The sequence below is a fragment of the Nocardioides agri genome, assembly GCF_013778305.1.
Taxonomy (GTDB): Bacteria; Actinomycetota; Actinomycetes; order Propionibacteriales; family Nocardioidaceae; genus Nocardioides; species Nocardioides agri.
On the sequence record NZ_JACEIC010000002.1, the window covers coordinates 317,704 to 342,342 of the forward strand.

Consider the following 24,639-nt stretch of genomic DNA (forward strand, 5'->3'; position numbering starts at 1 on the left):
GTGCCTAGCGGAACGGGTGACCGGGCGGTCGCGTCGGCTCCGACCGCAGCCGCACCGTGGCGTCGGCCCACGAGATGCCGGCGTCCTCGGCTGCGACGATCGCCGTGTGCCGGTGCAGGGCCAGCACGATGGCCCGGAGCAGCCACGGGCCGTGCGCCGAGCCGCGGCCGTGCCGGTCGTAGCCGAGCAGGGTGCCCGGCCGGCCGTGCCCCACCACCAGGGAGCAGAGCACCAGCCGGCCGCTCTCGGGCTCGAACCTGGCGTCGAGCACCCGCCCGATCCGCTGCCCGTCCGCACCCTCGACGTCCATGCCGGTCAACCGGCCGAGGCGGAGGCGCTCCCGGTCACGGCGCAGCACCCCCTCGCGGCGTACGGCGAGGTGCACCGCGCTGTCGAGCCGATCGACGTCGGCGACGTCGACGCGCCACGGCCGCGTGCGATCGGGCTCCGAGACCCGCAGCTGCCCCCAGCGCTCGCCGAGGATGCGACCGAGCCGGCCGCCGAAGCGGTCGAGCAGCGCCTCAGGTCCGGTGAGCAGCCCGGTGATCGTCAGGCGACCGTCGATCTCGCTCAGCTCGACGTCGTCGACCTTGCCCAGCATCCGGCCCTCGCTGTCCAGCAGCTGCCGGTCCAGGAGGTGCAGCGCTCCGTCGATCGGGCCGCTGAGGCGGTTGTCGAGGTCGCCGCTCATTGCCCCATCCTCGTCCAGATCATCAGCGGGATCGCCGCGACCGCGGCCACCCCGATCACCACCAGGTAGACCATGCCCAGGGCATTGGCCAGCCGCCCGTTGCCGTGCTCGCCCATGTAGTCGGGGTCGTTGGCGACCACGAGGATCGGGAAGTACGTCAGCGGCAGGGCGACCGCGGAGAACACGACCGAGACCTCCGTGACCACGATCGGGTCGACCGCGGTCATCAGGAACGCCGTCGCCGCCAGCGTCGCCAGCAGCAGGATCGCGTGGAAGACCGCGGCCTCCGGCGGCCGGACGTACTTGCCCCACTGCGCCCCGAAGTACTGCGCGATGCTGTAGCCCACGCTGAGGCCGGTCTCGCAGGCGGCGCCGAACGTGGCGGCGACGAAGCCCACGATCGCCACCGCCAGGCCGACCTTGCCCAGCGCGGCGGCGACGGGCAGCGCCACCTGCCCGAGCGTGTCCACGCCGATCTCGAGCGGCCCGAGCACCAGCCACGCGCTGGCGGCGACCGCGACCGAGAGGATCCCGCCCAGCGGGAAGCCGATGAAGACGTTGGCCCGCATCGTCCGCAGGTCCTCCGGGCCCCAGTGCTCCTCGACGCCGCCGGAGGAGAAGAAGAACACCTCGTAGGGCGTCATCGCGGCGCCGAACAACGCGACGGCGTAGTAGGCGTAGGTGCGCCAGCGCTCGTCGGCCGGCTTGTCGGCGGTCACCGCCTGGTGCACGAGCGCGCCCCAGTCGGGACCCAGCTGCCAGACCGCGACCGCGAAGACCACGAGTGCGAGCCCGAGCAGGCCCAGCACGTTCTCCATCAGCGAGAACCGCGCCCGCCACAGCACCAGCCAGACCAGCAGCCCGACGAGCGGCACGATCAGCAGGACGTGCACCGAGGAGACCAGCTGCAGCGACAGGGCGACGCCGCCGATCTCGGCGACGAAGGTCAGGAACGTGATCAGCATCGAGGCCCCGAGGTTGAGCAGGCCGACCCGGGGTCCGAGCCGCTCGCGGACGAGGTCGAACGTCGCCCGGCCGCTCACCGCGGCCACCCGACCCGACATCTCGGCGAAGACGCAGATCCCCAGGACACCCATCAGCACGACCCACACCAACGAGAGCCCGAAGCGCGCGCCGACCTGGGCGTTGGTGACGAGGTCGCCGATGTCGACGAACCCGCCGATCGCGGTGAGGATGCCCAGCGCGACCGCGAAGACCCGCTTCATCGCAGGCCCCGCCGGACGCGCTCGAGGTCGCCGTGGACCTCCTCGAGCTCGGACAGCAGGCCCGGGTACGCCGCCGTGTCGCGCCGCACGATCGCGATCCGCGTCTGGGCCAGCACGTCGGAGGCGTCCGACATCGCGCCGGTCACCTTCGCGTAGTCGGCGTCGTCGGCGGGGGTGGGCTGCTCACCGCCGAAGCGGGCCATCGTCGCGCCGACGGCCGTCTCGCTGTCCTGGGCCACGACCTGCTGGTACTTCCCCGGCACCTTGCCCTGCTCCTCGAGGCGCAGCAGCAGCGCCACCGTCGCGACCGCGCCCTCGACGTCCTCGAGCGACTGGTCGGCCTGGTCGACCCACGACGAGTGGTCCGGGCTCTGCGGCGCGCAGGCAACCGTCGCAGCGATGACGAGGGCGAGCACCACCGCGCGTCTCAACGCGTTGCGCGGCGGCGGCCCCTCGTCATCGTCCACGCGGTGCCTCCTGTCAGGGCTTGAAGACGACCTTCACCATGCCGTCCTCCTTGGCCTGGAACTTCGCGTACGCCGCCGGCGCCTCGTCGAGGGGCAGCCGGTGGGTCGCGAAGGACTCCACGCCGAGCCGGTCCTCGTCCTCGCTGAGCACCTTGAGGATGTCGTCGGTCCACGCCCGCACGTTGGCCTGCCCCATCCGCAGCTGCACCTGCTTGTCGAACAGCTGGAACAGCGGGATCGGGTCGGCGGCTCCGCCGTAGACGCCGGAGATCGAGATCGTGCCGCCCCGGCGGACCGCCTCGATCGCCGTCATCAGCGCGGCGAGCCGGTCGACGCCGGCCTGCTTGAGGAACGCGGCCTGTGCCGGCTTGGGGATCAGCCGCAGCGCCTTCTGCGCCGTCTCGGCGAACGGGGAGCCGTGTGCCTCCATCCCGACGGCGTCGATGACGCTGTCGGCGCCGCGACCGCCGGTGAGCGCGCGGACCCGCTCGGGCACGTCGTCGACCTGGCTCATGTCGATCGTCTCGGCACCCCGGGCCGCGACCCGCGCGAGCCGCTCGGGGACGCGGTCGACCACCACCACGCGCAGGCCACGGTCGAGCGCGATCCGCGCCGCCATGTCGCCGATCGGACCCGCACCCAGCACCAGGAGCGTCCCGCCGTCGGGCACGGCGGCGTACTCGACGCCCTGCCACGCCGTGGGCAGCACGTCGGAGAGGTAGAGGAAGCGCTCGTCGGGTGGCCCGTCCGGCACCGGGACGGGCAGGAAGTCGGCGAACGGGACCCGCAGGAGCTCCGCCTGCCCACCGGGCACCTGGCCGTAGAGCTTGCTGTAGCCGAACAGGCTCGCTCCCGTGCCGTGGTCGCGGTTCTGCGTCGTCTCGCACTGGCTGTAGAGGTGGCGCTCGCACATCCAGCACGAGCCGCAGCTCACGTTGAACGGGACCACGACCCGGTCGCCCTTCTTCAGGTCGCGCACCCCGGCGCCGACCTCCTCGACGACGCCCATCGGCTCGTGGCCGACGACGTCGCCGGGTGTCATGAACGGCGTGAGTGGGTCGTAGAGGTGCAGGTCGGACCCGCACAGCCCGGTGCTGGTGATGCGCACGATCGCGTCGGTCGGCTCGACGATGGTGGGGTCGGGGACCTCCTCGACCCGCGTGTCCTTGCGGCCCTGCCAGGTGACTGCCTTCATGGCCCAGTGGTACCCACGTCGAGCCCCCGGACTCGGTCCGAACAGGTGGTTTATGGCCACATCCGAGGGGTACGCGCATCAGGGACGGGCCACCGCGTCCGCCACCCCCTCTTGCTGAAGCAACCCGGCAAGGCGCACCACGCTCGGATGGGAGTCGCCGTGACTACCACCACCACCCTCCTGCGTCCGCTCGCGGCCGAGGAGCTCCACTCCAGCGACTGCGGCCTCACCCGGCCGGAGCGCGCCGAGCAGACGGCCGTGCTGCTCCGCGCGGCGCACGAGACGACCGACCCGGACGAGGCGCTGCGGCTGCGGGCCCGCGCGGTGCTCATCAACCGCGGGGTCGCCGAGGCGGTCGCCCGCCGCTACCGCCACCGCGGCATCGCCGATGACGACCTCAACCAGGTCGCCTACGAGGGCCTGACGAAGGCGATCGCCCGCTTCGACCCCGACCTGCGCAACGACCTGCTCACGTTCGCCGTCCCGACGATCCGGGGCGAGCTCCAGCGCTACTTCCGGGACCAGGGCTGGACGGTCCGCCCGCCCCGCCGCGTCCAGGAGGTGCAAGGCCACGCCAACGCGGCGATCCGCGACCTCGAGCAGTCGCTGGGCCGGGAGCCGACCGAGGCGGAGGTCGCCGCCGAGCTCGACATCACCGTGGAGGAGTACGGCGAGGCCATGGCCGCGCTGGGCTGCTTCCGACCCGCGTCCCTCGACCTGCCGGTGGGGACCGACACCGCCACGCTCGGCGACCTGCTGCCCGACGAGCAGGAGGAGGAGCACGATGCCAGCGACGCTCGGGTGATGCTCGCTCCGGTCGTCCGCCGACTCTCCGAGCGCGACCGCCGCATCCTCTACCTGCGGTTCTTCGAGGACCGGACCCAGGCCGAGATCGGCGACGACCTCGGCGTGACCCAGATGCAGGTGTCCCGGCTGCTCAGCCGGATCCTGGAGGACCTGCGAGACCACTTGGAGGAGACGGGGTGACTGACGAGCGTCGGCTGGCGGCCCGCTTCGCGGAGATCAGCAGCGACCTGCACGGCGCGCCCAACGAGGACCTGACCTTCGACGCGGTCGTCCGGCGCGCCGTCGAGGTGGTGCCGGGCTGCGACGCCTGCAGCATCACGCTGCGCCGCCGGCGCAAGCAGGTCGAGACGATCGCCTCCACCGACCCCGTGGTCAGCGAGCTCGACGCCGCCCAGTACGCGCTCGACGAGGGCCCGTGCCTGGACGCCGCGTTCGAGCGCGGTTCCGTGGTGGCCGCCGACCTCGCGCATGCGCCCGCGTGGCCCCGCTGGGCCGCCCGGGCGCAGGAGGCCGGCATCGGGTCGGCGATGGCCATCCGGCTGCACACCGAGCGCGAGACGCTCGGCGCGCTCAACCTCTACGCCCGCAGCCGCGGGGCGTTCGACGACGAGGCTGTCGACATCGCGGTCGTCTTCGCTGCGCACGCCACGGACGCGATGAGCAAGGCGCGCCTGGTCACCGGCCTGCGCGCCGCGCTCGAGTCCCGGCACCTGATCGGCATGGCCCAGGGCGTCCTGGCCGCCAAGTACGACATCTCCTTCGAGCGGGCCTTCGAGGTGCTGCACCGCTACTCCAACGACACCAACACCAAGCTCCGCGACGTCGCGGCGATGGTGGCCGAGTCCCGGGACCTGCCCGGCGACCTGCGCAGCCCCCTGTCGAACACGCTGCCGAACGGGCTGCCGACGCCCCAGCCGCGCACGGCTCCCGACCTGGACGTGAACGTCGACGAGGTGGGTACCGGCCGCGCATGACGCGCTTCGGCTACACCCTGATGACCGAGCAGAGCGGGCCGCGCGAGCTCGTGCGCTACGCCGTCGCCGCCGAGGAGGCCGGCTTCGACTTCGAGGTGATGAGCGACCACTACTCGCCGTGGCTGACCGAGCAGGGCCACGCGCCGTACGCCTGGACCACCCTCGGGGCGGTCGCGCAGGCGACGTCGCGGGTGGGGCTGCTGACCTACGTCACCTGCCCGACAATGCGCTACCACCCTGCGGTCGTCGCGCAGAAGGCCGCCACGCTGCAGATCCTCGCCGAGGGCCGCTTCACGCTCGGTCTGGGCAGCGGGGAGAACCTCAACGAGCACGTCGTCGGCGAGGGCTGGCCTGCGATCCAGGACCGCCAGGACATGCTCCGGGAGGCCGTGGAGATCATCCGGGCCCTGCACACCGGCGAGCTCGTCGACCATCGCGGTGAGTTCTTCCAGGTCGACTCCGCCCGGATCTGGGACCTCCCCGAGGAGGGCGTGGAGATCGGGCTCGCGGTTGCCGGGGAGCGCGCGATCGAGGCGCTGGCACCGCTCGGCGACCACCTGATCGGCGTCGAGCCGGACGACGCGCTGGTCTCCGGCTGGAACGCGGTCGACGGCGCGCCCCGGATCGGCGACGGCGCGCGGGCGATCGGCCAGGTCCCGATCTGCTGGGACCCCGACGAGGAGACCGCCGTACGCCGGGCGCACGAGCAGTTCCGCTGGTTCGGTGGCGGCTGGCCCGTCAACGCCGACCTGCCGACCCCGGCCGGGTTCGCGGGCGCGACCCAGTTCGTGCGGCCCGAGGACGTCGCGGACGCGATCGCGTGTGGCCCCGACCTGGACAAGATCGTCGACGCCGTCGCGGAGTACTGGAAGGCGGGCTTCACCGACGTCGCCGTCGTGCAGGTCGGCGACGAGGGTCAGGACCGGTTCCTCGCCGAGGCGGCGCAGCCACTGCTCGATCGGCTGCGGGACGCGGCGCCCTGATCCGTACAGGTGGGTACCGCTGCCGCATGGACCCCACCTCCGCCGCCGTGCTGCTGGACATCGACGGCACGCTCATCGACTCCACCTACCACCACGCGCTCGCCTGGCACCGGGCGTTCGCCCGGCACGCCGAGCCGCCGCCGCTGTGGCGGCTGCACCGTGCGATCGGGATGGGCGGCGACAAGCTGGTCGGTCACGTGGCCGACGAGGAGACCGAGGAGCGGCTCGGCGACCGGCTCCGCGACGGGTGGCGCGAGGAGTACGCCGCGGTGCGCGGCGAGGTCCGGCCGCTGCCGGGCGCCCGCGACCTGGTGCGCGCGCTGCGCGACCAGGGCTACCGGGTGGCGCTCGCCTCCTCGGGCGACCCGGAGTTCTCCCGCGAGGCGGTCGACCTGATCGGCATCGCCGACGACATCGACCTGCTGACGACGGCCGAGGACGTCGACGAGTCCAAGCCCGAGCCCGACCTCCTCGGCGAGACGATCCGCCGGCTGCGCGACCAGGGCGCCGAGGTCCAGCACGCGGTGCTCGTGGGTGACACGGTGTACGACGTCGAGTCGGCGTCCCGAGCAGGGTTGGCGTGCGTCGGCGTGCTCACCGGCGGGGTGAGCGAGACCGAGCTGCGCAGCGCCGGCGCGGTGCAGGTCGCCGAGGCGCCCCGGGACCTGGTGGGGCTCGACTGGCCGGCGTACCTCTCGGCGGTCAGGTGACCGCCGGCAGCACCCGCTCGCCGTAGAACTCGATCATCTCGAGGAAGTGCGGGCCCATGTTCGCGACGTAGAGCTCGTCGTACCCGGCGTCGGCGTACTTCTCGATCTGCTCGAGGTGGTCCTCGAGCTCGTTGCCGGCGACCACCGACTCGCGGGTCGAGTCCATCGTGACGAGCTGGGTGGCCTGCTCGAAGTGCTCGGGGGTCGGCAGGATCTGGGCCATCTCACCCGGCAGCCCGGCGTTGGGCCACAGCCGGTGCGCGTGCTTCCAGCCCTCCTCGCGGCTGGACGCGAACGCCACCTTCGCCCCTGCCTGCGCGGGCCGGTCGCCGGCGGCCTCCTTGAAGCGGCCGACGAGGTCGGCGTCCGGCGAGGTGCCGATGTAGCCGTCGCCGATCCGGGCCGCGACATCGACGGCCTTCGGCCCGAACGCGGACACGAAGATCTCCGGCGGCACCTCCGGCACGTTGTAGATCCGGGCGTGCTCGACGGTGTAGTGGCGACCTCGATGGCTGACGACCTCGCCGGTCCACAGCTCGCGGATCAGGCCGACCGCCTCCTCGAGCATCTCCAGGCGCACGTCGAGCGTCGGCCACGGCCCGCCGAGGATGCTCTCGTTGAGCGCCTCTCCCGTGCCGACCCCCAGCGTGAACCGGCCGTCCAGCAGCTCGGCGCAGGTGCCCGCGGCCTGGGCCACGATCGCCGGGTGCACCCGGACCGTCGGGCAGGTGACGGCGGTGGTGACGTGCAGGTCGCAGACCTGGCTGATCGCCCCGATCACGCTCCACACGAGAGGGCTGTTGCCCTGCTCGTTGTTCCAGGGGTGGAAGTGGTCGCTGATCCAGAGACCGGTGAAGCCGGCCTGCTCGGCCGCGCGGGCCTGGGCGACCAGGTCCGCGGGGGTGTACTCCTCGGTCGACAGGAAGTATCCGATGCGCATGGCCGCGGGTACCCGGGGCACCTATCCCCCATGCGACCACCCCGACTCCCACAGGCTCGCGGTCCCCTGACCGCTGAGCTCCTCGGCGCACTCCGCGTCGGGACGGACTTCTCGACCGTGCTCACCACCGCGCCCACCGCTGTCGGCGACGACGCCGCGCTGGCGCTGTGGGTCCTCCACGAGCTGCACTACCGCGGCTTCGCCGGGGTCGACGACGGCCTGGAGTGGGAGCCCACGCTGCTGCAGGTGCGCGGCCTGCTGGAAGCCGACCTCGAGCGGCGGCTCCGCGGCCGCTGGACGCCGCCCCAGGGACTGTCCTTCGTCGACGACGCCCTCGAGTGGATCGACGGCCAGGACGGCGTCTCCCTCGCCCGGCACGTCCACCGCGACGCCGACCGCGACCAGGTGCTCGACCTGCTGCGGGTCCGGTCGCTCTACCACCTCAAGGAGTCCGACCCGGTCTCCTGGCTGGTGCCGCGCCTCGGCGTACCGGCCAAGGCGGCCCTGATGGAGCTGCAGTTCGACGAGTACGGCAACGGCGACCCCAACCGCCTGCACCACCACCTCTTCGCGACCGGCATGGCGGCGGCCGGGCTCGAGCCGTCCTACGACGCGCACGTCGACGTCGTCCCGCTCGAGGTCCTGGAGCAGAACAACACGCTCTCGCTGTTCGGCCTCCACCGGCGGCTGCGCGGGGCGGCCCTGGGCCACCTGGCCGCGTTCGAGGCGACCAGCTCGCTGCCGTCCCGGCGGATGGCGGAGGGCCTGAAGCGGCTCGACCTGCCCCCCGAGATCATCGCCTACTACGCCGAGCACGTGGAGGCCGACGCCGTGCACGAGCAGCTCGCCGTGCGCACGATCGCCGCCGCCCTGCTCGACGAGGAGCCGGACCTCGAAGCCGACCTCTGGTTCGGGGCGTTCACGTGCCTCGACCTCGAGGACCGGTTCGCCCGCCGGATGCTCGACCGCTGGGGCGTCGGCGAGGTGGCGGCATGAGCGAGCCCGGTGTGGCCTTCGAGCACCCCGACGTCGTCCTGTGCCCCGGCGGGCCGATGCTGCTGCGCGGCCGGCACACCGTGGAGGACGCCGACGGCGTCCCCCACGAGACCACCCGCCCGGTCACCGCCGTCTGCCGCTGCGAGCGGTCGGCGTCCTTCCCGTGGTGCGACGGCACCCACAAGGTGCTGCCGCCGAAGCTGCGGCCCGCGTAGGGCCTCAGCCGAAGTCGATCCGCGCGACCACGCCCCGGTCGAAGATGCGCACGTCGCTCGGCTCGGCGCCGGTGAGCAGGTCGACCTGCCCCACGGTGCCGAGCTGGAGCAGGAGCGTCCCGCCGGGCAGGACGTGCCGCCACGCGATGTCGAGGCAGGCCTGGGCGACGTCCATGCCGTCGAGGCCACCGTCGATGGCCGTCACCGGGTCCTCGGGGTAGCGGCCGACGTCGGAGCGGCGCACCCAGGGCGGGTCGGCCACGACGAGCGCGAACCGCTCGTCGTCGCCGAGCACGTCCTGCATCCGACCCTCCCGGACGTCGACCCGGTCGGAGAGCCCGGCGCCGGCGGCGTTCTGGCGGGCGTAGTCGCACGCGACCGCACAGGCGTCGACGCAGACCAGGTGCCGGTCGGTGTCGACGACAGCGCGGAGGCCGATCTGGCCCGCGCCCGCGCACAGCTCGAGCACGGGACCGGCCGGCGCCGTGGCGAGCAGCTCGGCCGCCCAGCGGGACTGCGCGGCCGTCCAGGGGCGCGGCTCGAGCACGCGGGCGTCGTACTGGATGCGGAGGCCGTCGAAGTCGATCTCACGAGGGAGAGAGGTGACAGTCATGCGCCGGAAGTACCCCCGTCAGGCGCGCGGCAACCTCACCACCTGACCGGCGTAGCTCAGCCCCGCGCCGAACGCGATCAGCAGCGCGATGTCGCCCGGCTTCGCCTCGCCGGAGCTCAGCATCGCGTCGATCGCCAGCGGCACGGAGGCGGCTGAGGTGTTGCCGGAGTCCTGGACGTCGCGGGCGATCGCGATGCCCTCGGGGAGCTTGAGGTTGCGCGCCAGGGTCTCGGTGATGCGCAGGTTCGCCTGGTGCGGCACGAACACGTCGAGGTCGTCGAGCGTCAGCCCCGCGCGCTCGACGGCGGTGCGGGCGACATCGGCCATCGCGAACGGCGCCCAGCGGAAGACCTGGGTGCCCTCCATCCGCACGAACAGCGGGTGCTCCGGGGAGAGCTCGTCGCAGCGCACCGACTGGGTGATGACGTGCGATTGGGAGCCGTCCGACCCCCAGGCGACCGGGCCGATGCCCGCCTCGTCCGCCGGGCCGACCACCACGGCGCCGGCACCGTCGGCGAAGATGAACGCGGTGCCCCGGTCGGTGGGGTCCATGAACGTGCTGAGCCGCTCGACGCCGACCACGAGCACGTAGCCGGCGTTGCCGCCGCGCACCAGGTCGGAGGCCACCGACAGCGCGTGGCAGAAGCCGGCGCAGCCCGCGGAGACGTCGAACGCCGCCGCGCGCGAGCCGAGCCGGTCCGCCAGCAGCGGAGCGGCCGCCGGGGTGTGCTGCACGTGGGTCGAGGTCGCGACGATCACCGTGCCGAGGTCGCCCGCAGCGACCCCCGACGCCTTCAGCGCCCGCTCGGCGGCGATCGTGGCCATGTCGAGGAGCGACTCGCCCTCGGCGGCGTAGCGGCGGGTCCGGATGCCCGACCGGGTCTGGATCCACTCGTCGCTGGAGTCGAGGACCTCGCAGATCTCGTCGTTGGTGACGACGCGTTCGGGGCGGTGGACGCCCAGGCCGAGCATGGCGGTCGCGGCCGCGCCGGCTTGCTGGTTGATCGTGGTCATTCCTGCAGCCTAGGACCACTCCGCGCACCGGCGTCGTCAGGCACGACGGCGACCACGCCGGCAGACCGCCGCCCGCCACACGGCCCGTTCCCGGGCAGAGGACACTCGGATCATGGCATCATCCGTCCCCATGGAGAGAGGTGCGGAGGCCGTACGGCGCGCCGTGGTCATCGAGGACGACGGCGACATCCGCCTCCTCATCACCCACGCCCTCTCCGACATCGGCCTCGAGGTGACCTCGGCCAGCACCGGCCCCGACGGGATCGCGGCGGTCGAGTCGGTCGACCCCGACGTCGTCACCCTCGATCTCGGCCTGCCGGGCATCGACGGGATCGAGGTCTGCCGCCGGATCCGCGAGAAGACCGACGCCTACATCATCATGGTGACCGCCCGGACCGACGAGATCGACCGGCTGCTCGGCCTCGAGACCGGCGCCGACGACTTCATGTCCAAGCCCTTCAGCCCGCGCGAGCTCCAGGCCCGGGTCAACGCGATGTTCCGCCGCCCCCGGCCGGGCCTCGCCGCCAACCAGGAGGGCGACACCCTCGTCCACGGCGCGCTGCGGGTCGACCTCGGCGCCAGGCGGGCGTTCCGGGAGGACGAGGAGCTGCTGCTCACCCGCACGGAGTACGAGCTGCTCACCGCGCTGATGCGCAACCCGACCAAGGTCGCGACCCGCGAGGACCTGCTCACCGCCATCTGGGGCTCCCCGTGGGTCGGCGGCACGCACGTCGTCGAGGTGCACGTCGGCAACCTCCGGCGCAAGCTCGGCGGCCGCTACATCCGCACCGTGCGCGGCGTCGGCTACCGGCTCGAGGAGCCGGCTTCCTGAGCCTGGGTCACTCCCAGAAGATCCGGTCGACCACGCCTCGCGCCAGCCGCGTGTAGCGCAGCTGGTCGTTGACCATCGCGTCCGACGAGCCGGGCGGGTAGCCCAGCACCGCCGCGACGGCGGCGCGCACCCGGATGTCGTGGGGCAGCTCGTCCCCCGGCTTGCCCCGCACCAGGGTCACCGCGTTGCGGACCCGGCTCACCCGGCGCCAGCTCTGCTGCAGGACGGACGCGTCGTCCTCGCTGACGAGACCCGCCTCCCGGGCGGCCTCGAGGGCATCGAGCGTCCGTGAGGTGCGCAGCGCCGGCACCTGCCCGGCGTACCGCATCTGGAGGAGCTGGACGGTCCACTCGATGTCGGCGAGGCCACCGCGGCCCAGCTTGAGGTGCAGGTGCGGGTCGGCACCCCGGGGCAGCCGCTCGGAGTCGACCCGAGCCTTGATCCGCCGCACCTCGACGACGTCGTCCGGGGTGATGCCGTCGGGCGGGTAGCGCAGCGGCTCGATGAGCGCCTCGAAGCGCTGCCGCAGGTCGAGGTCGCCGACGACCGCGTCGGCGCGCAGCAGCGCCTGCGCCTCCCAGACCACCGACCACTTCGCGTAGTAGGCGGCGTAGGAGTCCAGGGTCCGCACGAGCGGACCCTGCTTGCCCTCCGGGCGGAGGTCGGCGTCGACCTCGAGCGAGGGGTCGGGGCCGGGCAGCGCGAGCAGCCGGCGCAGCTCGTTGGCCACCGCCTGGGCGTACGACGCCGCCTCCTGCGGGTCCGCGCCGGGCTCCGGGTCGTGCACGAACATCACGTCGGCGTCGCTGCCGTAGGAGAGCTCGAAGCCGCCGTAGCGGCCCATCGCGACGATCGCCATCCGTGTCGGCGCCACATCGAGCCCGCGCTGGGTGCGCGCGACCCGCCCGGCGACCTCGAGCGTCGCCTCCAGCGTGGCGTCGGTGAGCCGGGACAGGCCGGCGCCGACGTCGGCGACGTCGATGAGGCCGAGCAGGTCGCCGGCGGCGATCCGGAGCAGCTCGCGGCGGCGTACGCCGCGGATGGCGCGGACCGCTGCCTCGGGGTCGTCGTGCCGGCGGGCGGAGGCGAGCATCTCCTCGGTGAGCGCCTCGGCGGAGAGCGGCTGCAGGTCACCCCCGAGCATCCGGACGCCCTGGGGCTCGCGCTCCAGCAGGTCGGTCGCGTAGCGGGAGGTGGCCAGCAGCCGGGCCAGGCGCTCGGCGACCTGGCCCTCGTCGCGCAGGGTGGAGAGGTACCAGGGGGTGGCGCCGAGCGACTCGCTGAGCCGCCGGAACCCGAAGAGGCCCGCGTCGGGGTCGGGCGCATCGGCGAACCAGCCCAGCATCACCGGCAGCAGCGTGCGCTGGATCTGGGCCGTTCGGGTCACGCCCGCGGTGAGCGCCTCGAGGTGCCGCAGCGCCGAGCGAGGGTCGACGAAGCCGAGCGCGCCGAGCCGCTGCTCCGCGGCCTCCGGGGAGAGCCGGGCCTCGTCGCCGGAGATCCGCGCCACCGCGGTCAGCAGCGGCCGGTAGAAGAGCTTCTCGTGCAGCCGCCGGACCTCCCGGCGGTGGTGCTGCCAGGTCTTCTCGAGGATGCCGGTGGGGTCCTTGAGGTAGTTCATGCTGCGGCCGAGCCGGCGCAGGGACGCCTCGTCCTGGGGCACGACGTGCGTCCGGCGCAGCTGGTGGAGCTGGATCCGGTGCTCGAGCGTCCGCAGGAACGCGTAGGCCTCGTGCAGCGCCAGCCCGTCGTCGCGCCCGACGTAGCCCGCCTCGGTGAGCTCGGCGAGCGCGCTCAGGGTGGCGGTCGCCCGGATCCGCTCGTCGACACGGCCGTGCACGAGCTGCAGCAGCTGCACCGCGAACTCGACGTCGCGCAGGCCGCCGGCCCCGAGCTTGAGCTGCCGGTCGGCGTCGCGGGCCGGGATGTGCTCGAGGACCCGCCGCCGCATCGCCTGCGTGTCCTCGACGAAGCCGTCGCGCTCGACCGCCGACCAGACCATCGGCCGGGTCATCTCGACGAGCTGGCGACCCAGCTCGAGGTCGCCGGCCACCGGCCGGGCCTTGAGCAGCGCCTGGAACTCCCAGGTGCTCGCCCAGCGCTCGTAGTAGCTCTGGTGGCTGGCCAGGGTGCGCACCAGCGGTCCGGCCTTGCCCTCCGGCCGGAGGTTCGCGTCGACCGGCCAGATCGTGCCCTCGCCGGTGTGGTCGGAGCAGACCCGCATCAGGTGGGTGGCGAGCTGGGTGGCGGCCCGCTGGGCCGCCTGCTCGTCGGCCCCGTCGGCGGGCGCGTAGACGTAGACGACGTCGACGTCGGAGACGTAGTTGAGCTCGTGGCCGCCGCACTTGCCCATCGCCACCACGGCCAGCCGCGCGAGGTCGGCGTCCGCGCCGACCCGGCCGCGGGCGATCTCCAGGCCGGCCTCGAGCGTGCCCGCGGCGAGGTCCGAGAGCTCGGCGGCGACGTCGTCGACCCCGAGGTGGTGGGTCAGGTCGCGGGCGGCGAGGCGCAGCAGCAGCCGGCGGTACTCGACCCGCAACGCGTCGACCGCCTCGGCGTCGGGCTTGCCGGCGACCGCCGCCAGCAAGGCGTCCCGCAGCGCCCACGCCGCAGGCCGGGTGTCGCCTAGGGAAGGATCGGTGAGCTCCCGCCAGTGCTCGGGGTGCCGGACCAGGTGGTCGGCGAGCGCCTCGCTCGCGCCGAGCACGCTGAGCAGCCGCATGGCGGTGCCCTCGTCGTCGACGAGCGTCTCGAGCAGGTCCGGCCCGGCCGCGTCGCGCAGCCGGAGCAGCCCCTCGAGCGCCGCCCCGGGGTCGGCGGTGCGGCCGAGCAGGGCGAGCAGCGGCTCGGCCGCGTCACCCAGGCGAGCCAGCCCGTCGAGCGCCGCGTCGGAGTCCTGGAACCCCAGCCGCAGCAGCTCGCGCTTGCCGGTCGCCGTTCGGCTCATCGCAGCTGCTCGACGAACCCGACCGCCAAGGGCCGCCACGCCTCGTCCAGCTCGGCCCGGGCCACGCGCACCGCGTCGAGCAGCGCGTCGGTGTCGATCCCGCGGGTCTCGTGGCTCCCCTTGTCCTCGTCGGCCCACGGCTGGAGCACCGCGTCGTCGACCTCGGGGTGCAGCTGCACGCCCCACATCCGGGCGCCGTAGCGGACGACCTGCGCCTCGCCATGAGCCGTCTCCGCGAGGAGCGTCGCGCCCGGCGGGAGCTCGGCGACGATGTCGTCGTTCCACTGCACGCCACGTCGCGGCGTGGCGAGCGGTCCGAAGAGCGCGTCGGCCCCGGCGGCGTCGGTCCAGCCGAGGTCGAGCAGCCCGACCTGCTGGCCGCGCGGGTTGCGAGTGACGGCACCGCCGAGCGCGGCCGCGATCAGCTGGTGCCCCAGGCAGATGCCGAGGGTCGGCAGGCCGGTGGCGTGCGCGCCGCGCAGCAGCTGCTTGACGGGTCCGATCCAGTGGTGGGTCGCGTCGTCGTCGGCGCCCATCGGGCCGCCGAGCACGACGAGACCGCCGTACGACGTGGCGACCGGGAGGGCGTCACCGGCGTAGGGCCGGCAGACGTCGAGCTCGCAGCCGAGCTCCTCGAGCCAGGTGCCGAACCACGCCGGCGGGCACTGGGCGTCGTGCTCGACCACCAGGACGCGGGTCACCGGGGCTCCCGCTCGGGGGCGAAGGTCACCACCAGGATCCCGACGCCGAGGACCCCGGTCAGCAGCCCGACCAGGATCGCGACCAGTGGCAGCGAGGCCAGGATCAGCACGACACCGGTGGCGATGCAGAGCTTGCGCGCGGACTCGCGTCGGCGTCGGACCGCGGCCAGCGCGGCACCCCCCACGCCGCCGAGGACGGCGGCGATCACGAGGAGGGTGACGACGTACTTCTCGAACTCGCCGAGGATCCCCGGCAGCGCGAGCAAGGCGACGGCGACGGCAAGGGCGATGTCGACGTACAGCAGCCGGGTGAGGGTCTTGCTGCGGTCGGCGGTGAGGAACTCGTCGACCATCAGATCACCGGCAGCATCCGGTCGCGCTCGTACGCCGACACCTGGCCGCGGTAGTCGTCCCACTCCGCCCGCTTGTTGCGCAGGAAGAAGTCGAAGACGTGCTCGCCCAGGGTGTCGGCGAGGAGCTCGGAGCTCTCGGCGATGTTGATCGCGTCGTAGAGGCTGCGCGGCAGCTGCTCGATGCCCATCGCCTTGCGCTCCCGCTCGGTGAGCGACCAGACGTCGTCCTCGGCCTCGCGCGGCAGCTCGTAGCCCTCCTCGATGCCCTTCATGCCCGCCGCGAGCACCACGGCGTACGCGAGGTAGGGGTTGCAGGCGGCGTCGAGCGTGCGCAGCTCGATGCGCGTCGACTGGCCCTTGAGCGGCTTGTACATCGGCACGCGCACCATCGCGGAGCGGTTGTTGTGGCCCCAGCAGACGTACGACGGCGCCTCGGCGCCCCAGAGCATCCGCTTGTAGCTGTTGACCCACTGGTTGGTGACGCAGCTGATCTCGTTGGCGTGCTTGAGGATGCCGGCGATGAACTGGCGGCCGGTCTTGGAGAGCTGGTACTCCGCGCCCGCCTCGAAGAACGCGTTGTTGTCGCCCTCGAACAGCGAGACGTGCGTGTGCATGCCGGAGCCCGGGTGCTCGGTGTAGGGCTTGGGCATGAACGACGCCCACATGCCCTGGGTCAGCGCCACCTCCCGCACGACCGTGCGGAAGGTCATGATGTTGTCGGCGGTGGTCAGCGCGTCGGCGTACCGCAGGTCGATCTCCTGCTGGCCCGGGCCGCCCTCGTGGTGGCTGAACTCCACCGAGATGCCCATCGCCTCGAGCATCGAGATCGCCTCGCGGCGGAAGTCGGCGCCCATCGACTGCGCGGTGTGGTCGAAGAAGCCGCTGCGGTCGGCCGGCACCGGCGGGGAGCCGTCCTCGGGCACGTTCTTGAAGAGGTAGAACTCGATCTCGGGGTGCGTGTAGAACGTGAACCCCTTGTCGGCCGCCTTGCTCAGCGTGCGCTTGAGCACGTGCCGGGGGTCGGCGTACGACGGGGAGCCGTCGGGCATCGAGATGTCGCAGAACATCCGCGCCGTCGACGGCCCCTCGCCGCTGCGCCACGGCAGGATCTGGAACGTCGTCGGGTCCGGCTTGGCGAGCATGTCGGACTCGTAGACCCGCGCGAAGCCCTCGATCGAGGAGCCGTCGAACCCGATGCCCTCCGAGAACGCCTGCTCCAGCTCGGCCGGCGCCACCGCCACCGACTTCAAGAACCCGAGCACGTCGGTGAACCAGAGCCGGACGAACCGGACGTCACGCTCCTCGAGAGCGCGGAGAACGAAGTCTTCCTGCTTGCCCATGCCCGAAGACTAGAGGCTGCCGCCGCGGCTCAGGCGCGCGGTCCGCAGACGTTCACGTCCTGGCTGGCGAGCACGCCGCGGAAGGTACGGCGCATCGGCTGGAGCCAGGACTGGGTCTCGGTGGCGAACGCGATGGTGCCGGCGACCGGGCCGTGCACGCCCTCGACGCGCACCTGGCGGACGGTGAGCGGGATCGTGACGTCCCCGCGGCGCGTCCCCTCCCAGCAGGCCGAGGCCTTCCGCTCGTCGCGGGCGTCCGCGAAGGTGACCTCGTCGCCGACGTCGTGGCCGGCGTAGCGCCACGCCACGGTGGTCTCCGCGGCCAGCTGGCCGTCCCACGGCGTGCTGACCAGGACAGACAGGCCCCAGGTGCGGCTGGTGCGCACGGTCACGGTGGCCGTGCCGTCCTCGACCGTGGCGTCGGGGCCGTTCCAGGTGCGGACGCCGTACCTCGCGTCGTCGTCCCACCGGGACTGGACCAGCGAGAGCTCGCAGCCCTCGCAGTCGGGGACCTCGAAGGTGAGCGTGGTCGTCCTCGGCGCCGTCTGGCTGTCGGCCTCGGCGCTCGGGAGCGCCGCCGTGCCGGCGTAGAGGGCGGCGACCGCCGCGGTGAAGGCGAGGGCGGTGCGGAGCGTGCTGCGGGTGGTCATGTCACTGCTTTCTCGTTGCTCGTGAGTGGGGTGTGCAGTGGAGACGCCCGTACCCCGCCCGCGGTTGCATCGAGCTCGCGGTGATCTAGCCGCCCAGCGGGCGCTCGGCCCAGACCTGCTCCGGCCAGCCTGGCTGCTCCGCGGCCTCGCGGCGCACCTCGACGAACCCGTGCCGCGCGTAGACCGCGGCCGCGCGGTCGTTGCCCGCGGCGTACTCGATCGAGATCGCCCGGCGGTCCGCGGGCACGGCGTCGACGAGTCCGCGCAGCAGCGCGCCCCCGACGCCGGCGCCCTGCTGCGCAGGCAGCACGTAGAGCCGCCAGATCACGGGCACCTCGGGGCGGAGGTCGACGTTGGCGACGCCGACGACCTGGCCGTCGACCTCGGCGACGAGCGTCGTGGTCGTCCGGAGGCCCCGCTCCACCGCTGCCGGCGACCACCACGAGGTGAGGCCGTGCTCGATGTAGTCGTCGCCGGCGAAGTCGTACGTCGCGGGCCAGGTCGCGTGCCCGATCGCCGTGATCGCGTCCACGTCGGCGACCGTGGCGGGGCGGACGTGGACCATGCGGCGACAGTACTCATCGCGCGCCCGCGCCGTACTCTGATCCGAGACGACAGGAGGCAGACCATGGTGGCGAGCAGATCGGCTCGCGAGCGCAAGGCGGGTGCGGAGGCCGGCCCGCTGGCGACGGCGAAGATCGACCTCGACGCCCAGCAGCAGTTCGTCTACAAGATCGGCTGCACCAGCTGCGTCACCAAGAACCAGAGCGCCTGGTCGACCTACCGCTCCGGCGACGACAACGGCTACCTCGCGGCGATGGACCGCTGGATCCTGCACCTGACCGAGCGGCACGCCGGTGCCGAGGCGCCCTGCCTGGTCTACCTGCCCCAGGCCCAGCAGCGGCTCCAGGAGCGCCGCGAGGGCTTTCAGCCGTCGTAGCCGAGGTCCCAGTACGCCGCGGTCGCGTCGTCGGGCCCGTCGCCGAGGACGGCGCCGGTCCCCCGGCTGCGGATCAGCCCGAGCAGTCCGTCGTCGAGAGCGACCCCGTTGCTGACGAGCGCGACGCCGGTCAGCGAGGCCAGCGGCACCGACCCGGTCACCGCCTCGACCGCGGCAGCGGGCTCGTCCTTGGCGATCCAGTAGCCGCCGGGCCGGTTGCGGCGGGCGCGGAACGCCGAGATCTGGTCGGCCAGCGTGTCGTGGGCGGCCAGCACCTCGGCCCGGACCGACACCTCGCGCGGGTCGGTCACGACGACCGGTGCGGCCGCGTCGAGGACGACGCAGACGTCGGCGAGCACCAGGTAGTCGAGCCGGTCGTCGACGGCGCGCACGACGGCGACGGCGGCCTGCGGGCTGCTGGGATCGGCCAGGTCGCAGGTGTCGTGGTGGAGAGCGGCGACCTCGGAGATGGACTCCGCGAGCAGCGCCGACAGGTCGGCAGAGCCGGGCAGGCGGGCGAGCAGCGTCGCTCCCAGGCGGTGGGCGAACCACGCGGTCCCATGCCTGCAGAGGTGCTCACTCCCCCGGATGCCCGCGCCGTCGAGCAGCACCACGGCTCCGGGCACGGCGCCGACGAAGTCCTCGTTGGACCGGCCGGGGTGGCCGGGGCGGGTGGCCATCGCGACGCGCACGGGGCCGACGCTAGCCGTCGTAGTCGAGCACGACCTCGTCGGAGGTCGGGTGCGACTGGCAGGTCAGCACGTAGCCGGCGTCGATCTCGTCCGGCTCCAGGGCGTAGTTGGTGTCCATGACCACGGTCCCGGAGACCAGGCGCGCGCGGCAGGTGCCGCACACCCCGCCCTTGCAGGCGAACGGCAGGTCCGAGCGGACCCGCAGCGCGGCGTCGAGGACGGGGACGTCGTCGGGGCGCAGCGACAGCGACGACGAGCGCCCGCCGAGCCGGATCGTGACCTCCGCGGCGCCGTCGGCCCCGGACGTGAGCGCGGCGACCGGCGCCCGCGGCACCGGGTCGGCGTGGAAGAGCTCCGCGTGCACGTGGCCGGCGGGGACGCCGAGGTCGGCGAGCGTCGCGCGCAGCTCGGCCAGCATCTGCTGCGGCCCGCAGAGGAACCACTGGTCGACGTCGCCGACCGGCACCAGCGCCCCGAGGATCGCGGTGAGCCGGGCGCCGTCCAGCCGGCCGGAGAGCAGCTCGACCTCCGAGGTCTCCCGGGAGAGCACGTGCACGATCTGCAGCCGGGCCGGGAAGCGGTCCTTGAGGTCGTGCACCTCGTCGAGGAACATCACCGACCGGTGGGTGCGGTTGGCGTAGACCAACGTGACCGTCGAGCCGGGCTCGCCCTCGAGCAGCGCGCTGATGATCGACAGGACCGGGGTGATGCCCGACCCCGCCGCGACCGCGACGTAGGAGCGGGCCGCGCTCGGGTCGACGGCCACCGTGAAGCGGCCGGCCGGGGTCATCACCTCAAGCTCGTCGCCGACCCGCAGCCGGTCGACGACGCCCTCGGAGAACGCACCACCCGGCAGGCGCTTCACGCCGATCCGCAGCCGCCCCGACGAGGGCGGCGTGCAGATCGAGTAGGACCGGCGAACGTCGTCGCCGCCCCGGATGTTGAGGTGCTGACCAGGCAGCCAGGCGAAGTCGTCGGACAGCTCGGCGGGCACCTCGAAGGTCAGCGCGACCGAGTCGTCGGTCAGCTCGTCGATCGCTGCGACCCGCAGCGGATGGAAGGTCGCCGACACGTCACAGGGCCTTGAAGTGGTCGAAGGGCTCGCGGCACGAGCGGCACACCCACAGCGACTTGCACGCCGTCGACCCGAAGCGGCTGGACTCGCGCGTGTCGAGCGACCCGCACTGCGGGCACCGCACCGACAGCTGCAGCGCGACGGGGCCGGGCGGGGCCACGCCGTACGCCGCGAGCTTGGCCTTCGCCTCCTCGGTCATCCAGTCCGTGGTCCAGGCCGGTGACAGCACGAACTCGACGTCGACGTGCTGGTAGCCGGCCGCCGTCAGCGCGTCGACCAGGTCGTGGGAGATCGTCTCCATCGCGGGGCAGCCGGAGTAGGTCGGCGTGACCTGCACGTGCACCCGGCCCTGGTCGTCCTCGGTGACGTCGCGCAGGATGCCCAGGTCGGCGATCGTCACCACCGGCAGCTCGGGGTCGGGCACGTCGGCGGCGATCTTCCAGGCGGCGCCCCGGATGGCGGAGCCGGTCACCACGTCGCCCCCGGGTGCGAGCGATGCAGGTGCTGCATCTCGGCCAGCAGGTGGCCGAGGTGCTCGGTGTGCAGCCCGCGCCGGCCGCCCCCGACGGTGGGCGCGACGTCAGGCACCTCGAGGGTCGCCTCGCGGACCACCGCGGCGACCCGGCCGAGGACCGCGTCGCGCAGCGACGCCGGGTCGACGAGCGCGCCCTCGACGGGGGTGAAGAGCTCGTCAACGTAGGGCCACTCGGCGTCGAGCGCAGCCTGCATCCGCTCGTGCGAGACCTCGGTGCCGTCGCCGAGGCGCAGCGTCCAGAGCCGGGCGTGGTCGAGGTGGTAGGCGACCTCCTTGACCGCCTTGCCGGCGACGCCCGCGAGCGTGGCGTCGGAGGACGCCGCGAGCGCGGCGTAGAGCTCGGCCTGGTAGGTCGCGAAGACGAGCAGCCGGGCGATCGTCACGCCGAAGTCGGTCTGCGGGCGCTCGACCAGCCAGACGTTGCGGAACTCGCGGTCGTCACGCAGGTAGGCCAGGTCGTCCTCGGTGCGTCCCGCCCCCTCCAGCGCTCCGGCGTACGTCAGCAGCGTGCGCGCCTGGCCGAGCTGGTCGAGCCCGATGTTGGCGAGGGCCAGGTCCTCCTCGAGCTCGGGCGCGCGGCTGATCCACCAGCTCATCCGCTGCGCGGAGACGAGCGCGTCGTCGGCGAGCCCGAGGACGTAGTCGGAGGAGAAAGGAAGCGGGGGCGTCGAAGAACCCGGTGGGGTGATCACAGGTGCTCGACCCCTTCGGGGACGTCGTAGAACGTGGGGTGGCGGTAGACCTTGTCGTCGGCCGGGTCGAAGAACGCCTCCCGCTCCCCCGGGTCGGACGCGACGATCTCCGCGGACGGCACCACCCAGAGCGAGACGCCCTCCTGGCGGCGGGTGTAGACGTCGCGGGCGTTGCGCAGCGCCATCTCGGCGTCCGGGGCGTGCAGCGAGCCGACGTGGGTGTGCGAGAGCCCGCGGCGCGAGCGCACGAACACCTCCCAGAGCGGCCAGCCGCGGCTCATGCGGCCCCCTCCGTGCGGGCGACCTGCTTGGCGGCGTAGGCGTCGGCGGCCTCGCGCACCCAGGCGCCGTCCTCGTGCGCCGCGACCCGGTGGGCCATGCGGTCGCGGTTGCATGGCCCGTTGCCCTTGATCACCTCGAAGAGCTCCGTGAAGTCGACGGTGCCGAAGTCGTAGTGGCCGCGCTCCTCGTTCCACCGGATCTCCGGGTCGGGCAGCGTCAGCCCGAGCACCTCGGCCTGCGGCACGGTCATGTCGACGAACCGCTGGCGCAGGTCGTCGTTGGAGAAGCGCTTGATCCCCCAGGCCATCGACTGCGCGGAGTTGGGCGAGTCGTCGTCGGGCGGGCCGAACATCATCAGCGACGGCCACCAGTAGCGGTCGACCGCGTCCTGGGCCATCGCCTTCTGCGCGGGCGTCCCGTGGGACAGCGTGTGCAGGATCTCGAAGCCCTGCCGCTGGTGGAACGACTCCTCCTTGCAGACCCGCACCATCGCGCGGGCGTAGGGCCCGTAGGAGCAGCGGCACAGCGGCACCTGGTTGACGATCGCGGCGCCGTCGACCAGCCAGCCGATCGCGCCGACGTCGGCCCACGACAGGGTCGGGTAGTTGAAGATCGAGGAGTACTTCTGCCGGCCGGTGTGCAGCTGGTCGAGCAGGTCCGCGCGGTCGACGCCCAGCGTCTCGGCGGCGGCGTAGAGGTAGAGCCCGTGGCCGGCCTCGTCCTGCACCTTCGCCATCAGGATCGCCTTGCGGCGCAGCGACGGCGCCCGGCTGATCCAGTTGCCCTCCGGCTGCATGCCGATGATCTCGGAGTGGGCGTGCTGCGCGATCTGCCGCACCAGCGTGCGCCGGTAGCCCTCGGGCATCGGGTCGCGCGGCTCCACGCGCCCGTCGTCGGCGAGCAGCGCCGCGAAGGCCTCGTCGGTGAGTTCTGGTGCTCGCTCGGGGGCGCCGAAGTCGTTGCCGTACACGTGGGGCACGCTACCACGATCTGTTACAGGATCGATCCGGACGAACGCCGTTCTGTAACACCGCGGGAGGCTGACAGGATGGCCGCATGAGCAGCCCCACCGCCGACGTCTCGGTGCGCGTCGCCTGGGCCGACGACGCGCCCGCCATCGCCGAGCTCCAGCTGCGCACCTGGCGCACGACGTACGCCGAGCTCGTGCCGGCCGACGCGCTGCCGACCGACGTCGACGCCGCGGCCGAGAGCTGGCACGCCGCGCTGACCAGGCCCGGCGACGCCCGCAACCGGGTGCTGGTCGCGCTCGAGCGCAACCGCGTGGTCGGCTTCGCGATCACCTCCCCCGCGTCCGACCCCGACTGCGACCCCGTCGCCGACGCCGAGCTCGCCGAGCTGACCGTCGATCCCGGCGAGCGGGGCAAGGGACACGGCTCGCGGCTCCTGCAGGCCGGCGTCGAGACCATGCAGGCCGATCGCTTCACGCGCGCGGTGCTCTGGGCGGTCGCCACCGACGACGCGTTGCGCGCGTTCCTCACCGGCGCCGGCTGGGCCGCGGACGGTGCGCACCGCGAGCTCGACCTCGACGGCGAGGGCAGCGTCCTGGTCAAGCAGGTCAGGCTGCACACCGCGATCGCTTGATTTCCTGCGATCCGGAGTCAGGATGGTCTCGTGTTCGGACCGCTGCCCCGGCTCCACCGCATGGTCGTCAGGATCGCCGCTCTGCTCGCCGGCCTGATCGCCGGCCTCTGGGTGGTCGAGGCCGCGGCGGCGCCGCTCGGTCGCTGAGCCGGTCTCTGAGCCGGCCGCTACTCTCTGAGCGATGACCGACGCGCCCCTGGACCGCAGCGAGCGCGCCGCGATCATCCGCGACAGCCTCGGCGTGGGCATCGCCACCGGCGCGTACGGCGTCAGCTTCGGCGCCGTCTCGGTGTCGGCCGGCCTCTCGGTCGCCCAGACCTGCGCGCTGTCGTTGCTGGTCTTCACCGGCGCGAGCCAGTTCGCCCTCGTCGGCGTGGTCGCCGCCGGCGGCGCGCCGCTCTCCGGGGCGCTCACCGCACTGCTGCTCGGCACCCGCAACACCCTCTACGGCCTGCGGATGGCGCCGCTGCTGCGGTTCACCGGCTGGCGCAGGATCGGCGCCGCGCAGGTGCTCATCGACGAGTCGACGGCCATGGGCGTGACCCGTGAGACGACCGCCGCCGCGCGACTCGGCTTCCTCACCACCGGCGTCTCGATCTTCGTGCTCTGGAACCTCTTCACGGCCGTCGGCGCCGTCGCCGGCAACGAGATCGGCGATCCGCGCACCTACGGGCTCGACGCGGCGGTCGGCGCGGCCTTCCTCGCGCTGCTGTGGCCGCGGCTCCGGAGCCGGCGCAACCAGCTGGTCGCGGCGGCGGCCGCGGTGGTCGCGCTGGCGACCGTGCCGATCGTGCCCGCCGGCGTACCCGTGCTCGCGGCCGCCGCCGTCGCGCTGCTGGCGGGCGTCCTCACGACGGGTGAGAGCCCATGATGTGGTGGGCGGTGCTCGGGGCCGCGGTCGGCTGCTACCTGCTCAAGCTGGCGGGCCTGTCGGTGCCGCCGCGCGTGCTCGAGCGGCCCGTCATCGCGCGGGTCGCCGACCTGATCCCCGTCGCGCTGCTCGCCGCGCTGATCGCGGTCCAGGTCTTCGCCAGCGGCCACGACCTCGTCGTCGACGCCCGCGCGCTCGGGCTGGGCGTCGCGGTCGTGCTGCTGCTGCTGCGCGCGCCGTTCCTCGTCGTGGTCTTCGGCGCGGCGCTCGCCGCCGCCCTGGTGCGGCTGGCATGA

At 73.2% G+C, this 24,639-nt stretch carries 30 protein-coding genes; 11 read left to right on the forward strand and 19 right to left on the reverse strand.

Features of this window, described 5'->3' with window-relative positions; translation table 11 throughout:
- Positions 1 to 4: 4 nt before the first annotated feature.
- The 4 genes from HZF07_RS06060 to HZF07_RS06075 are packed head-to-tail and all read right to left on the reverse strand — an operon-like array spanning position 5 to position 3,579.
- The gene (locus tag HZF07_RS06060) at positions 5 to 691 is read right to left on the reverse strand and encodes a PRC-barrel domain-containing protein (RefSeq protein ID WP_157340208.1); all 687 of its coding nucleotides are present in this window, start codon (positions 689 to 691) and stop codon (positions 5 to 7) included.
- Entirely contained in the window at positions 688 to 1,917 is a 1,230-nt protein-coding gene (locus HZF07_RS06065) for an NRAMP family divalent metal transporter (protein ID WP_157340209.1), read from the reverse strand. The genes HZF07_RS06060 and HZF07_RS06065 overlap by 4 nt, the downstream gene beginning before the upstream one ends.
- A complete protein-coding gene (locus HZF07_RS06070; protein WP_157340210.1) occupies positions 1,914 to 2,384 on the reverse strand; it encodes a hypothetical protein in 471 nt (156 codons plus the stop codon). The genes HZF07_RS06065 and HZF07_RS06070 overlap by 4 nt, the downstream gene beginning before the upstream one ends.
- 13 nt (positions 2,385 to 2,397) lie before the next feature.
- Positions 2,398 to 3,579 (reverse strand): zinc-dependent alcohol dehydrogenase, encoded by a 1,182-nt coding sequence (locus tag HZF07_RS06075; RefSeq protein WP_157340211.1) that lies wholly within the window; start codon positions 3,577 to 3,579, stop codon positions 2,398 to 2,400.
- 159 nt (positions 3,580 to 3,738) lie between these two features.
- On the opposite strand from HZF07_RS06075, the gene HZF07_RS06080 reads away from it, so the two are divergent.
- The 4 genes from HZF07_RS06080 to HZF07_RS06095 are packed head-to-tail and all read left to right on the forward strand — an operon-like array spanning position 3,739 to position 7,053.
- Positions 3,739 to 4,566, forward strand: coding sequence for a sigma-70 family RNA polymerase sigma factor (locus tag HZF07_RS06080; RefSeq protein WP_309504572.1), 828 nt, complete (start codon positions 3,739 to 3,741; stop codon positions 4,564 to 4,566).
- Positions 4,563 to 5,360 (forward strand): GAF and ANTAR domain-containing protein, encoded by a 798-nt coding sequence (locus HZF07_RS06085; RefSeq protein ID WP_157340213.1) that lies wholly within the window; start codon positions 4,563 to 4,565, stop codon positions 5,358 to 5,360. Before HZF07_RS06080 ends, HZF07_RS06085 begins: the two co-directional genes overlap by 4 nt.
- Positions 5,357 to 6,343, forward strand: a complete 987-nt coding sequence (locus tag HZF07_RS06090) for an LLM class F420-dependent oxidoreductase (RefSeq protein WP_157340214.1) — start codon at positions 5,357 to 5,359, stop codon at positions 6,341 to 6,343. Before HZF07_RS06085 ends, HZF07_RS06090 begins: the two co-directional genes overlap by 4 nt.
- Before the next feature lie 26 nt (positions 6,344 to 6,369).
- Positions 6,370 to 7,053, forward strand: a complete 684-nt coding sequence (locus HZF07_RS06095; protein ID WP_157340215.1) for an HAD family hydrolase — start codon at positions 6,370 to 6,372, stop codon at positions 7,051 to 7,053.
- Here HZF07_RS06095 and HZF07_RS06100 read toward each other — a convergent pair.
- Positions 7,046 to 7,993, reverse strand: coding sequence for a TIGR03557 family F420-dependent LLM class oxidoreductase (locus HZF07_RS06100; protein WP_157340216.1), 948 nt, complete (start codon positions 7,991 to 7,993; stop codon positions 7,046 to 7,048). The two genes, HZF07_RS06095 and HZF07_RS06100, sit on opposite strands and share 8 nt — an antisense overlap.
- Positions 7,994 to 8,023: 30 nt before the next feature.
- Between HZF07_RS06100 and HZF07_RS06105 the strand changes: the two genes are divergently transcribed.
- Together HZF07_RS06105 and HZF07_RS06110 are read left to right on the forward strand one after the other, a co-directional pair.
- Complete coding sequence (locus HZF07_RS06105; RefSeq protein ID WP_157340217.1) at positions 8,024 to 8,989, forward strand: iron-containing redox enzyme family protein; 966 nt, start codon at positions 8,024 to 8,026, stop codon at positions 8,987 to 8,989.
- A complete protein-coding gene (locus HZF07_RS06110) occupies positions 8,986 to 9,204 on the forward strand; it encodes a CDGSH iron-sulfur domain-containing protein (RefSeq protein ID WP_157340218.1) in 219 nt (72 codons plus the stop codon). Before HZF07_RS06105 ends, HZF07_RS06110 begins: the two co-directional genes overlap by 4 nt.
- 4 nt (positions 9,205 to 9,208) lie before the next feature.
- On the opposite strand, the gene HZF07_RS06115 is transcribed toward HZF07_RS06110, so the two are convergent.
- Positions 9,209 to 9,817: a methyltransferase domain-containing protein gene (locus HZF07_RS06115; protein ID WP_157340219.1), complete on the reverse strand. Its 609-nt coding sequence runs from the start codon at positions 9,815 to 9,817 to the stop codon at positions 9,209 to 9,211.
- A gap of 18 nt (positions 9,818 to 9,835) precedes the next feature.
- A complete protein-coding gene (locus HZF07_RS06120; RefSeq protein ID WP_157340220.1) occupies positions 9,836 to 10,831 on the reverse strand; it encodes a beta-ketoacyl-ACP synthase III in 996 nt (331 codons plus the stop codon).
- Positions 10,832 to 10,961: 130 nt separating this feature from the next.
- Between HZF07_RS06120 and HZF07_RS06125 the strand changes: the two genes are divergently transcribed.
- Positions 10,962 to 11,663 carry a response regulator transcription factor gene (locus tag HZF07_RS06125; protein WP_157340221.1) on the forward strand — a complete coding sequence of 234 codons (702 nt, stop codon included), beginning with the start codon at positions 10,962 to 10,964 and terminating at the stop codon, positions 11,661 to 11,663.
- A 7-nt stretch (positions 11,664 to 11,670) separates the two neighbouring features.
- Here HZF07_RS06125 and HZF07_RS06130 read toward each other — a convergent pair whose 3' ends face one another.
- The 6 genes from HZF07_RS06130 to HZF07_RS06155 all read right to left on the reverse strand — a co-directional run bounded on the left by HZF07_RS06130 (position 11,671) and on the right by HZF07_RS06155 (position 18,219).
- Entirely contained in the window at positions 11,671 to 14,610 is a 2,940-nt protein-coding gene (locus HZF07_RS06130) for a bifunctional [glutamine synthetase] adenylyltransferase/[glutamine synthetase]-adenylyl-L-tyrosine phosphorylase (RefSeq protein WP_157340222.1), read from the reverse strand.
- Positions 14,607 to 15,311 (reverse strand): type 1 glutamine amidotransferase, encoded by a 705-nt coding sequence (locus tag HZF07_RS06135; RefSeq protein ID WP_157340223.1) that lies wholly within the window; start codon positions 15,309 to 15,311, stop codon positions 14,607 to 14,609. Before HZF07_RS06135 ends, HZF07_RS06130 begins: the two co-directional genes overlap by 4 nt.
- Positions 15,308 to 15,664: a hypothetical protein gene (locus HZF07_RS06140; RefSeq protein ID WP_157340224.1), complete on the reverse strand. Its 357-nt coding sequence runs from the start codon at positions 15,662 to 15,664 to the stop codon at positions 15,308 to 15,310. Before HZF07_RS06140 ends, HZF07_RS06135 begins: the two co-directional genes overlap by 4 nt.
- Positions 15,664 to 17,004 carry a glutamine synthetase family protein gene (locus HZF07_RS06145; RefSeq protein ID WP_157340225.1) on the reverse strand — a complete coding sequence of 447 codons (1,341 nt, stop codon included), beginning with the start codon at positions 17,002 to 17,004 and terminating at the stop codon, positions 15,664 to 15,666. Before HZF07_RS06145 ends, HZF07_RS06140 begins: the two co-directional genes overlap by 1 nt.
- A 29-nt stretch (positions 17,005 to 17,033) precedes the next feature.
- Positions 17,034 to 17,654 (reverse strand): hypothetical protein, encoded by a 621-nt coding sequence (locus HZF07_RS06150; RefSeq protein ID WP_157340226.1) that lies wholly within the window; start codon positions 17,652 to 17,654, stop codon positions 17,034 to 17,036.
- Between the two features lie 85 nt (positions 17,655 to 17,739).
- Positions 17,740 to 18,219 carry a GNAT family N-acetyltransferase gene (locus HZF07_RS06155; protein ID WP_157340227.1) on the reverse strand — a complete coding sequence of 160 codons (480 nt, stop codon included), beginning with the start codon at positions 18,217 to 18,219 and terminating at the stop codon, positions 17,740 to 17,742.
- Between the two features lie 63 nt (positions 18,220 to 18,282).
- Here HZF07_RS06155 and HZF07_RS06160 point away from each other — a divergent pair, with 63 nt between their 5' ends.
- Positions 18,283 to 18,594, forward strand: coding sequence for a hypothetical protein (locus tag HZF07_RS06160; RefSeq protein ID WP_157340228.1), 312 nt, complete (start codon positions 18,283 to 18,285; stop codon positions 18,592 to 18,594).
- Here the strand turns inward: HZF07_RS06160 and HZF07_RS06165 are convergent.
- The 6 genes from HZF07_RS06165 to paaA are packed head-to-tail and all read right to left on the reverse strand — an operon-like array spanning position 18,582 to position 22,849.
- The gene (locus HZF07_RS06165) at positions 18,582 to 19,286 is read right to left on the reverse strand and encodes a hypothetical protein (RefSeq protein WP_157340229.1); all 705 of its coding nucleotides are present in this window, start codon (positions 19,284 to 19,286) and stop codon (positions 18,582 to 18,584) included. The genes HZF07_RS06160 and HZF07_RS06165 overlap by 13 nt on opposite strands.
- A gap of 10 nt (positions 19,287 to 19,296) precedes the next feature.
- Entirely contained in the window at positions 19,297 to 20,358 is a 1,062-nt protein-coding gene (paaE, locus tag HZF07_RS06170; protein WP_181644859.1) for a 1,2-phenylacetyl-CoA epoxidase subunit PaaE, read from the reverse strand.
- A gap of 1 nt (position 20,359) precedes the next feature.
- On the reverse strand, positions 20,360 to 20,833 hold the full coding sequence (gene paaD / locus HZF07_RS06175; RefSeq protein WP_309504578.1) for a 1,2-phenylacetyl-CoA epoxidase subunit PaaD: 474 nt from the start codon (positions 20,831 to 20,833) through the stop codon (positions 20,360 to 20,362).
- Positions 20,830 to 21,588, reverse strand: a complete 759-nt coding sequence (gene paaC, locus HZF07_RS06180) for a 1,2-phenylacetyl-CoA epoxidase subunit PaaC (RefSeq protein WP_181644861.1) — start codon at positions 21,586 to 21,588, stop codon at positions 20,830 to 20,832. Before paaC ends, paaD begins: the two co-directional genes overlap by 4 nt.
- Positions 21,585 to 21,869: a 1,2-phenylacetyl-CoA epoxidase subunit PaaB gene (gene paaB / locus HZF07_RS06185; protein WP_157340230.1), complete on the reverse strand. Its 285-nt coding sequence runs from the start codon at positions 21,867 to 21,869 to the stop codon at positions 21,585 to 21,587. Before paaB ends, paaC begins: the two co-directional genes overlap by 4 nt.
- Positions 21,866 to 22,849: a 1,2-phenylacetyl-CoA epoxidase subunit PaaA gene (gene paaA / locus HZF07_RS06190; RefSeq protein ID WP_181644862.1), complete on the reverse strand. Its 984-nt coding sequence runs from the start codon at positions 22,847 to 22,849 to the stop codon at positions 21,866 to 21,868. Before paaA ends, paaB begins: the two co-directional genes overlap by 4 nt.
- 77 nt (positions 22,850 to 22,926) lie before the next feature.
- Between paaA and HZF07_RS06195 the strand changes: the two genes are divergently transcribed.
- The 3 genes from HZF07_RS06195 to HZF07_RS06205 all read left to right on the forward strand — a co-directional run bounded on the left by HZF07_RS06195 (position 22,927) and on the right by HZF07_RS06205 (position 24,639).
- A complete protein-coding gene (locus HZF07_RS06195; protein WP_157340231.1) occupies positions 22,927 to 23,472 on the forward strand; it encodes a GNAT family N-acetyltransferase in 546 nt (181 codons plus the stop codon).
- 181 nt (positions 23,473 to 23,653) lie between these two features.
- Positions 23,654 to 24,343 (forward strand): AzlC family ABC transporter permease, encoded by a 690-nt coding sequence (locus tag HZF07_RS06200; RefSeq protein WP_157340232.1) that lies wholly within the window; start codon positions 23,654 to 23,656, stop codon positions 24,341 to 24,343.
- Positions 24,340 to 24,639 (forward strand): AzlD domain-containing protein, encoded by a 300-nt coding sequence (locus tag HZF07_RS06205; protein WP_157340233.1) that lies wholly within the window; start codon positions 24,340 to 24,342, stop codon positions 24,637 to 24,639. The genes HZF07_RS06200 and HZF07_RS06205 overlap by 4 nt, the downstream gene beginning before the upstream one ends.

Bases quoted from the DNA above. Each gene is read 5' to 3' on its own strand.
- paaB (WP_157340230.1), bottom strand. From the start codon at position 21,869: ATGAGCCGCGGCTGGCCGCTCTGGGAGGTGTTCGTGCGCTCGCGCCGC.
- HZF07_RS06095 (WP_157340215.1), top strand. From the start codon at position 6,370: ATGGACCCCACCTCCGCCGCCGTGCTGCTGGACATCGACGGCACGCTC.
- HZF07_RS06140 (WP_157340224.1), bottom strand. From the start codon at position 15,664: ATGGTCGACGAGTTCCTCACCGCCGACCGCAGCAAGACCCTCACCCGG.
- HZF07_RS06200 (WP_157340232.1), top strand. From the start codon at position 23,654: ATGACCGACGCGCCCCTGGACCGCAGCGAGCGCGCCGCGATCATCCGC.
- HZF07_RS06125 (WP_157340221.1), top strand. From the start codon at position 10,962: ATGGAGAGAGGTGCGGAGGCCGTACGGCGCGCCGTGGTCATCGAGGAC.
- HZF07_RS06065 (WP_157340209.1), bottom strand. From the start codon at position 1,917: ATGAAGCGGGTCTTCGCGGTCGCGCTGGGCATCCTCACCGCGATCGGC.
- HZF07_RS06110 (WP_157340218.1), top strand. From the start codon at position 8,986: ATGAGCGAGCCCGGTGTGGCCTTCGAGCACCCCGACGTCGTCCTGTGC.
- HZF07_RS06090 (WP_157340214.1), top strand. From the start codon at position 5,357: ATGACGCGCTTCGGCTACACCCTGATGACCGAGCAGAGCGGGCCGCGC.
- HZF07_RS06060 (WP_157340208.1), bottom strand. From the start codon at position 691: ATGAGCGGCGACCTCGACAACCGCCTCAGCGGCCCGATCGACGGAGCG.
- HZF07_RS06145 (WP_157340225.1), bottom strand. From the start codon at position 17,004: ATGGGCAAGCAGGAAGACTTCGTTCTCCGCGCTCTCGAGGAGCGTGAC.
- HZF07_RS06100 (WP_157340216.1), bottom strand. From the start codon at position 7,993: ATGCGCATCGGATACTTCCTGTCGACCGAGGAGTACACCCCCGCGGAC.
- HZF07_RS06205 (WP_157340233.1), top strand. From the start codon at position 24,340: ATGATGTGGTGGGCGGTGCTCGGGGCCGCGGTCGGCTGCTACCTGCTC.
- HZF07_RS06105 (WP_157340217.1), top strand. From the start codon at position 8,024: ATGCGACCACCCCGACTCCCACAGGCTCGCGGTCCCCTGACCGCTGAG.
- HZF07_RS06120 (WP_157340220.1), bottom strand. From the start codon at position 10,831: ATGACCACGATCAACCAGCAAGCCGGCGCGGCCGCGACCGCCATGCTC.
- HZF07_RS06150 (WP_157340226.1), bottom strand. From the start codon at position 17,654: ATGACCACCCGCAGCACGCTCCGCACCGCCCTCGCCTTCACCGCGGCG.
- HZF07_RS06155 (WP_157340227.1), bottom strand. From the start codon at position 18,219: ATGGTCCACGTCCGCCCCGCCACGGTCGCCGACGTGGACGCGATCACG.
- HZF07_RS06130 (WP_157340222.1), bottom strand. From the start codon at position 14,610: ATGAGCCGAACGGCGACCGGCAAGCGCGAGCTGCTGCGGCTGGGGTTC.
- HZF07_RS06160 (WP_157340228.1), top strand. From the start codon at position 18,283: ATGGTGGCGAGCAGATCGGCTCGCGAGCGCAAGGCGGGTGCGGAGGCC.
- HZF07_RS06195 (WP_157340231.1), top strand. From the start codon at position 22,927: ATGAGCAGCCCCACCGCCGACGTCTCGGTGCGCGTCGCCTGGGCCGAC.
- HZF07_RS06115 (WP_157340219.1), bottom strand. From the start codon at position 9,817: ATGACTGTCACCTCTCTCCCTCGTGAGATCGACTTCGACGGCCTCCGC.
- HZF07_RS06075 (WP_157340211.1), bottom strand. From the start codon at position 3,579: ATGAAGGCAGTCACCTGGCAGGGCCGCAAGGACACGCGGGTCGAGGAG.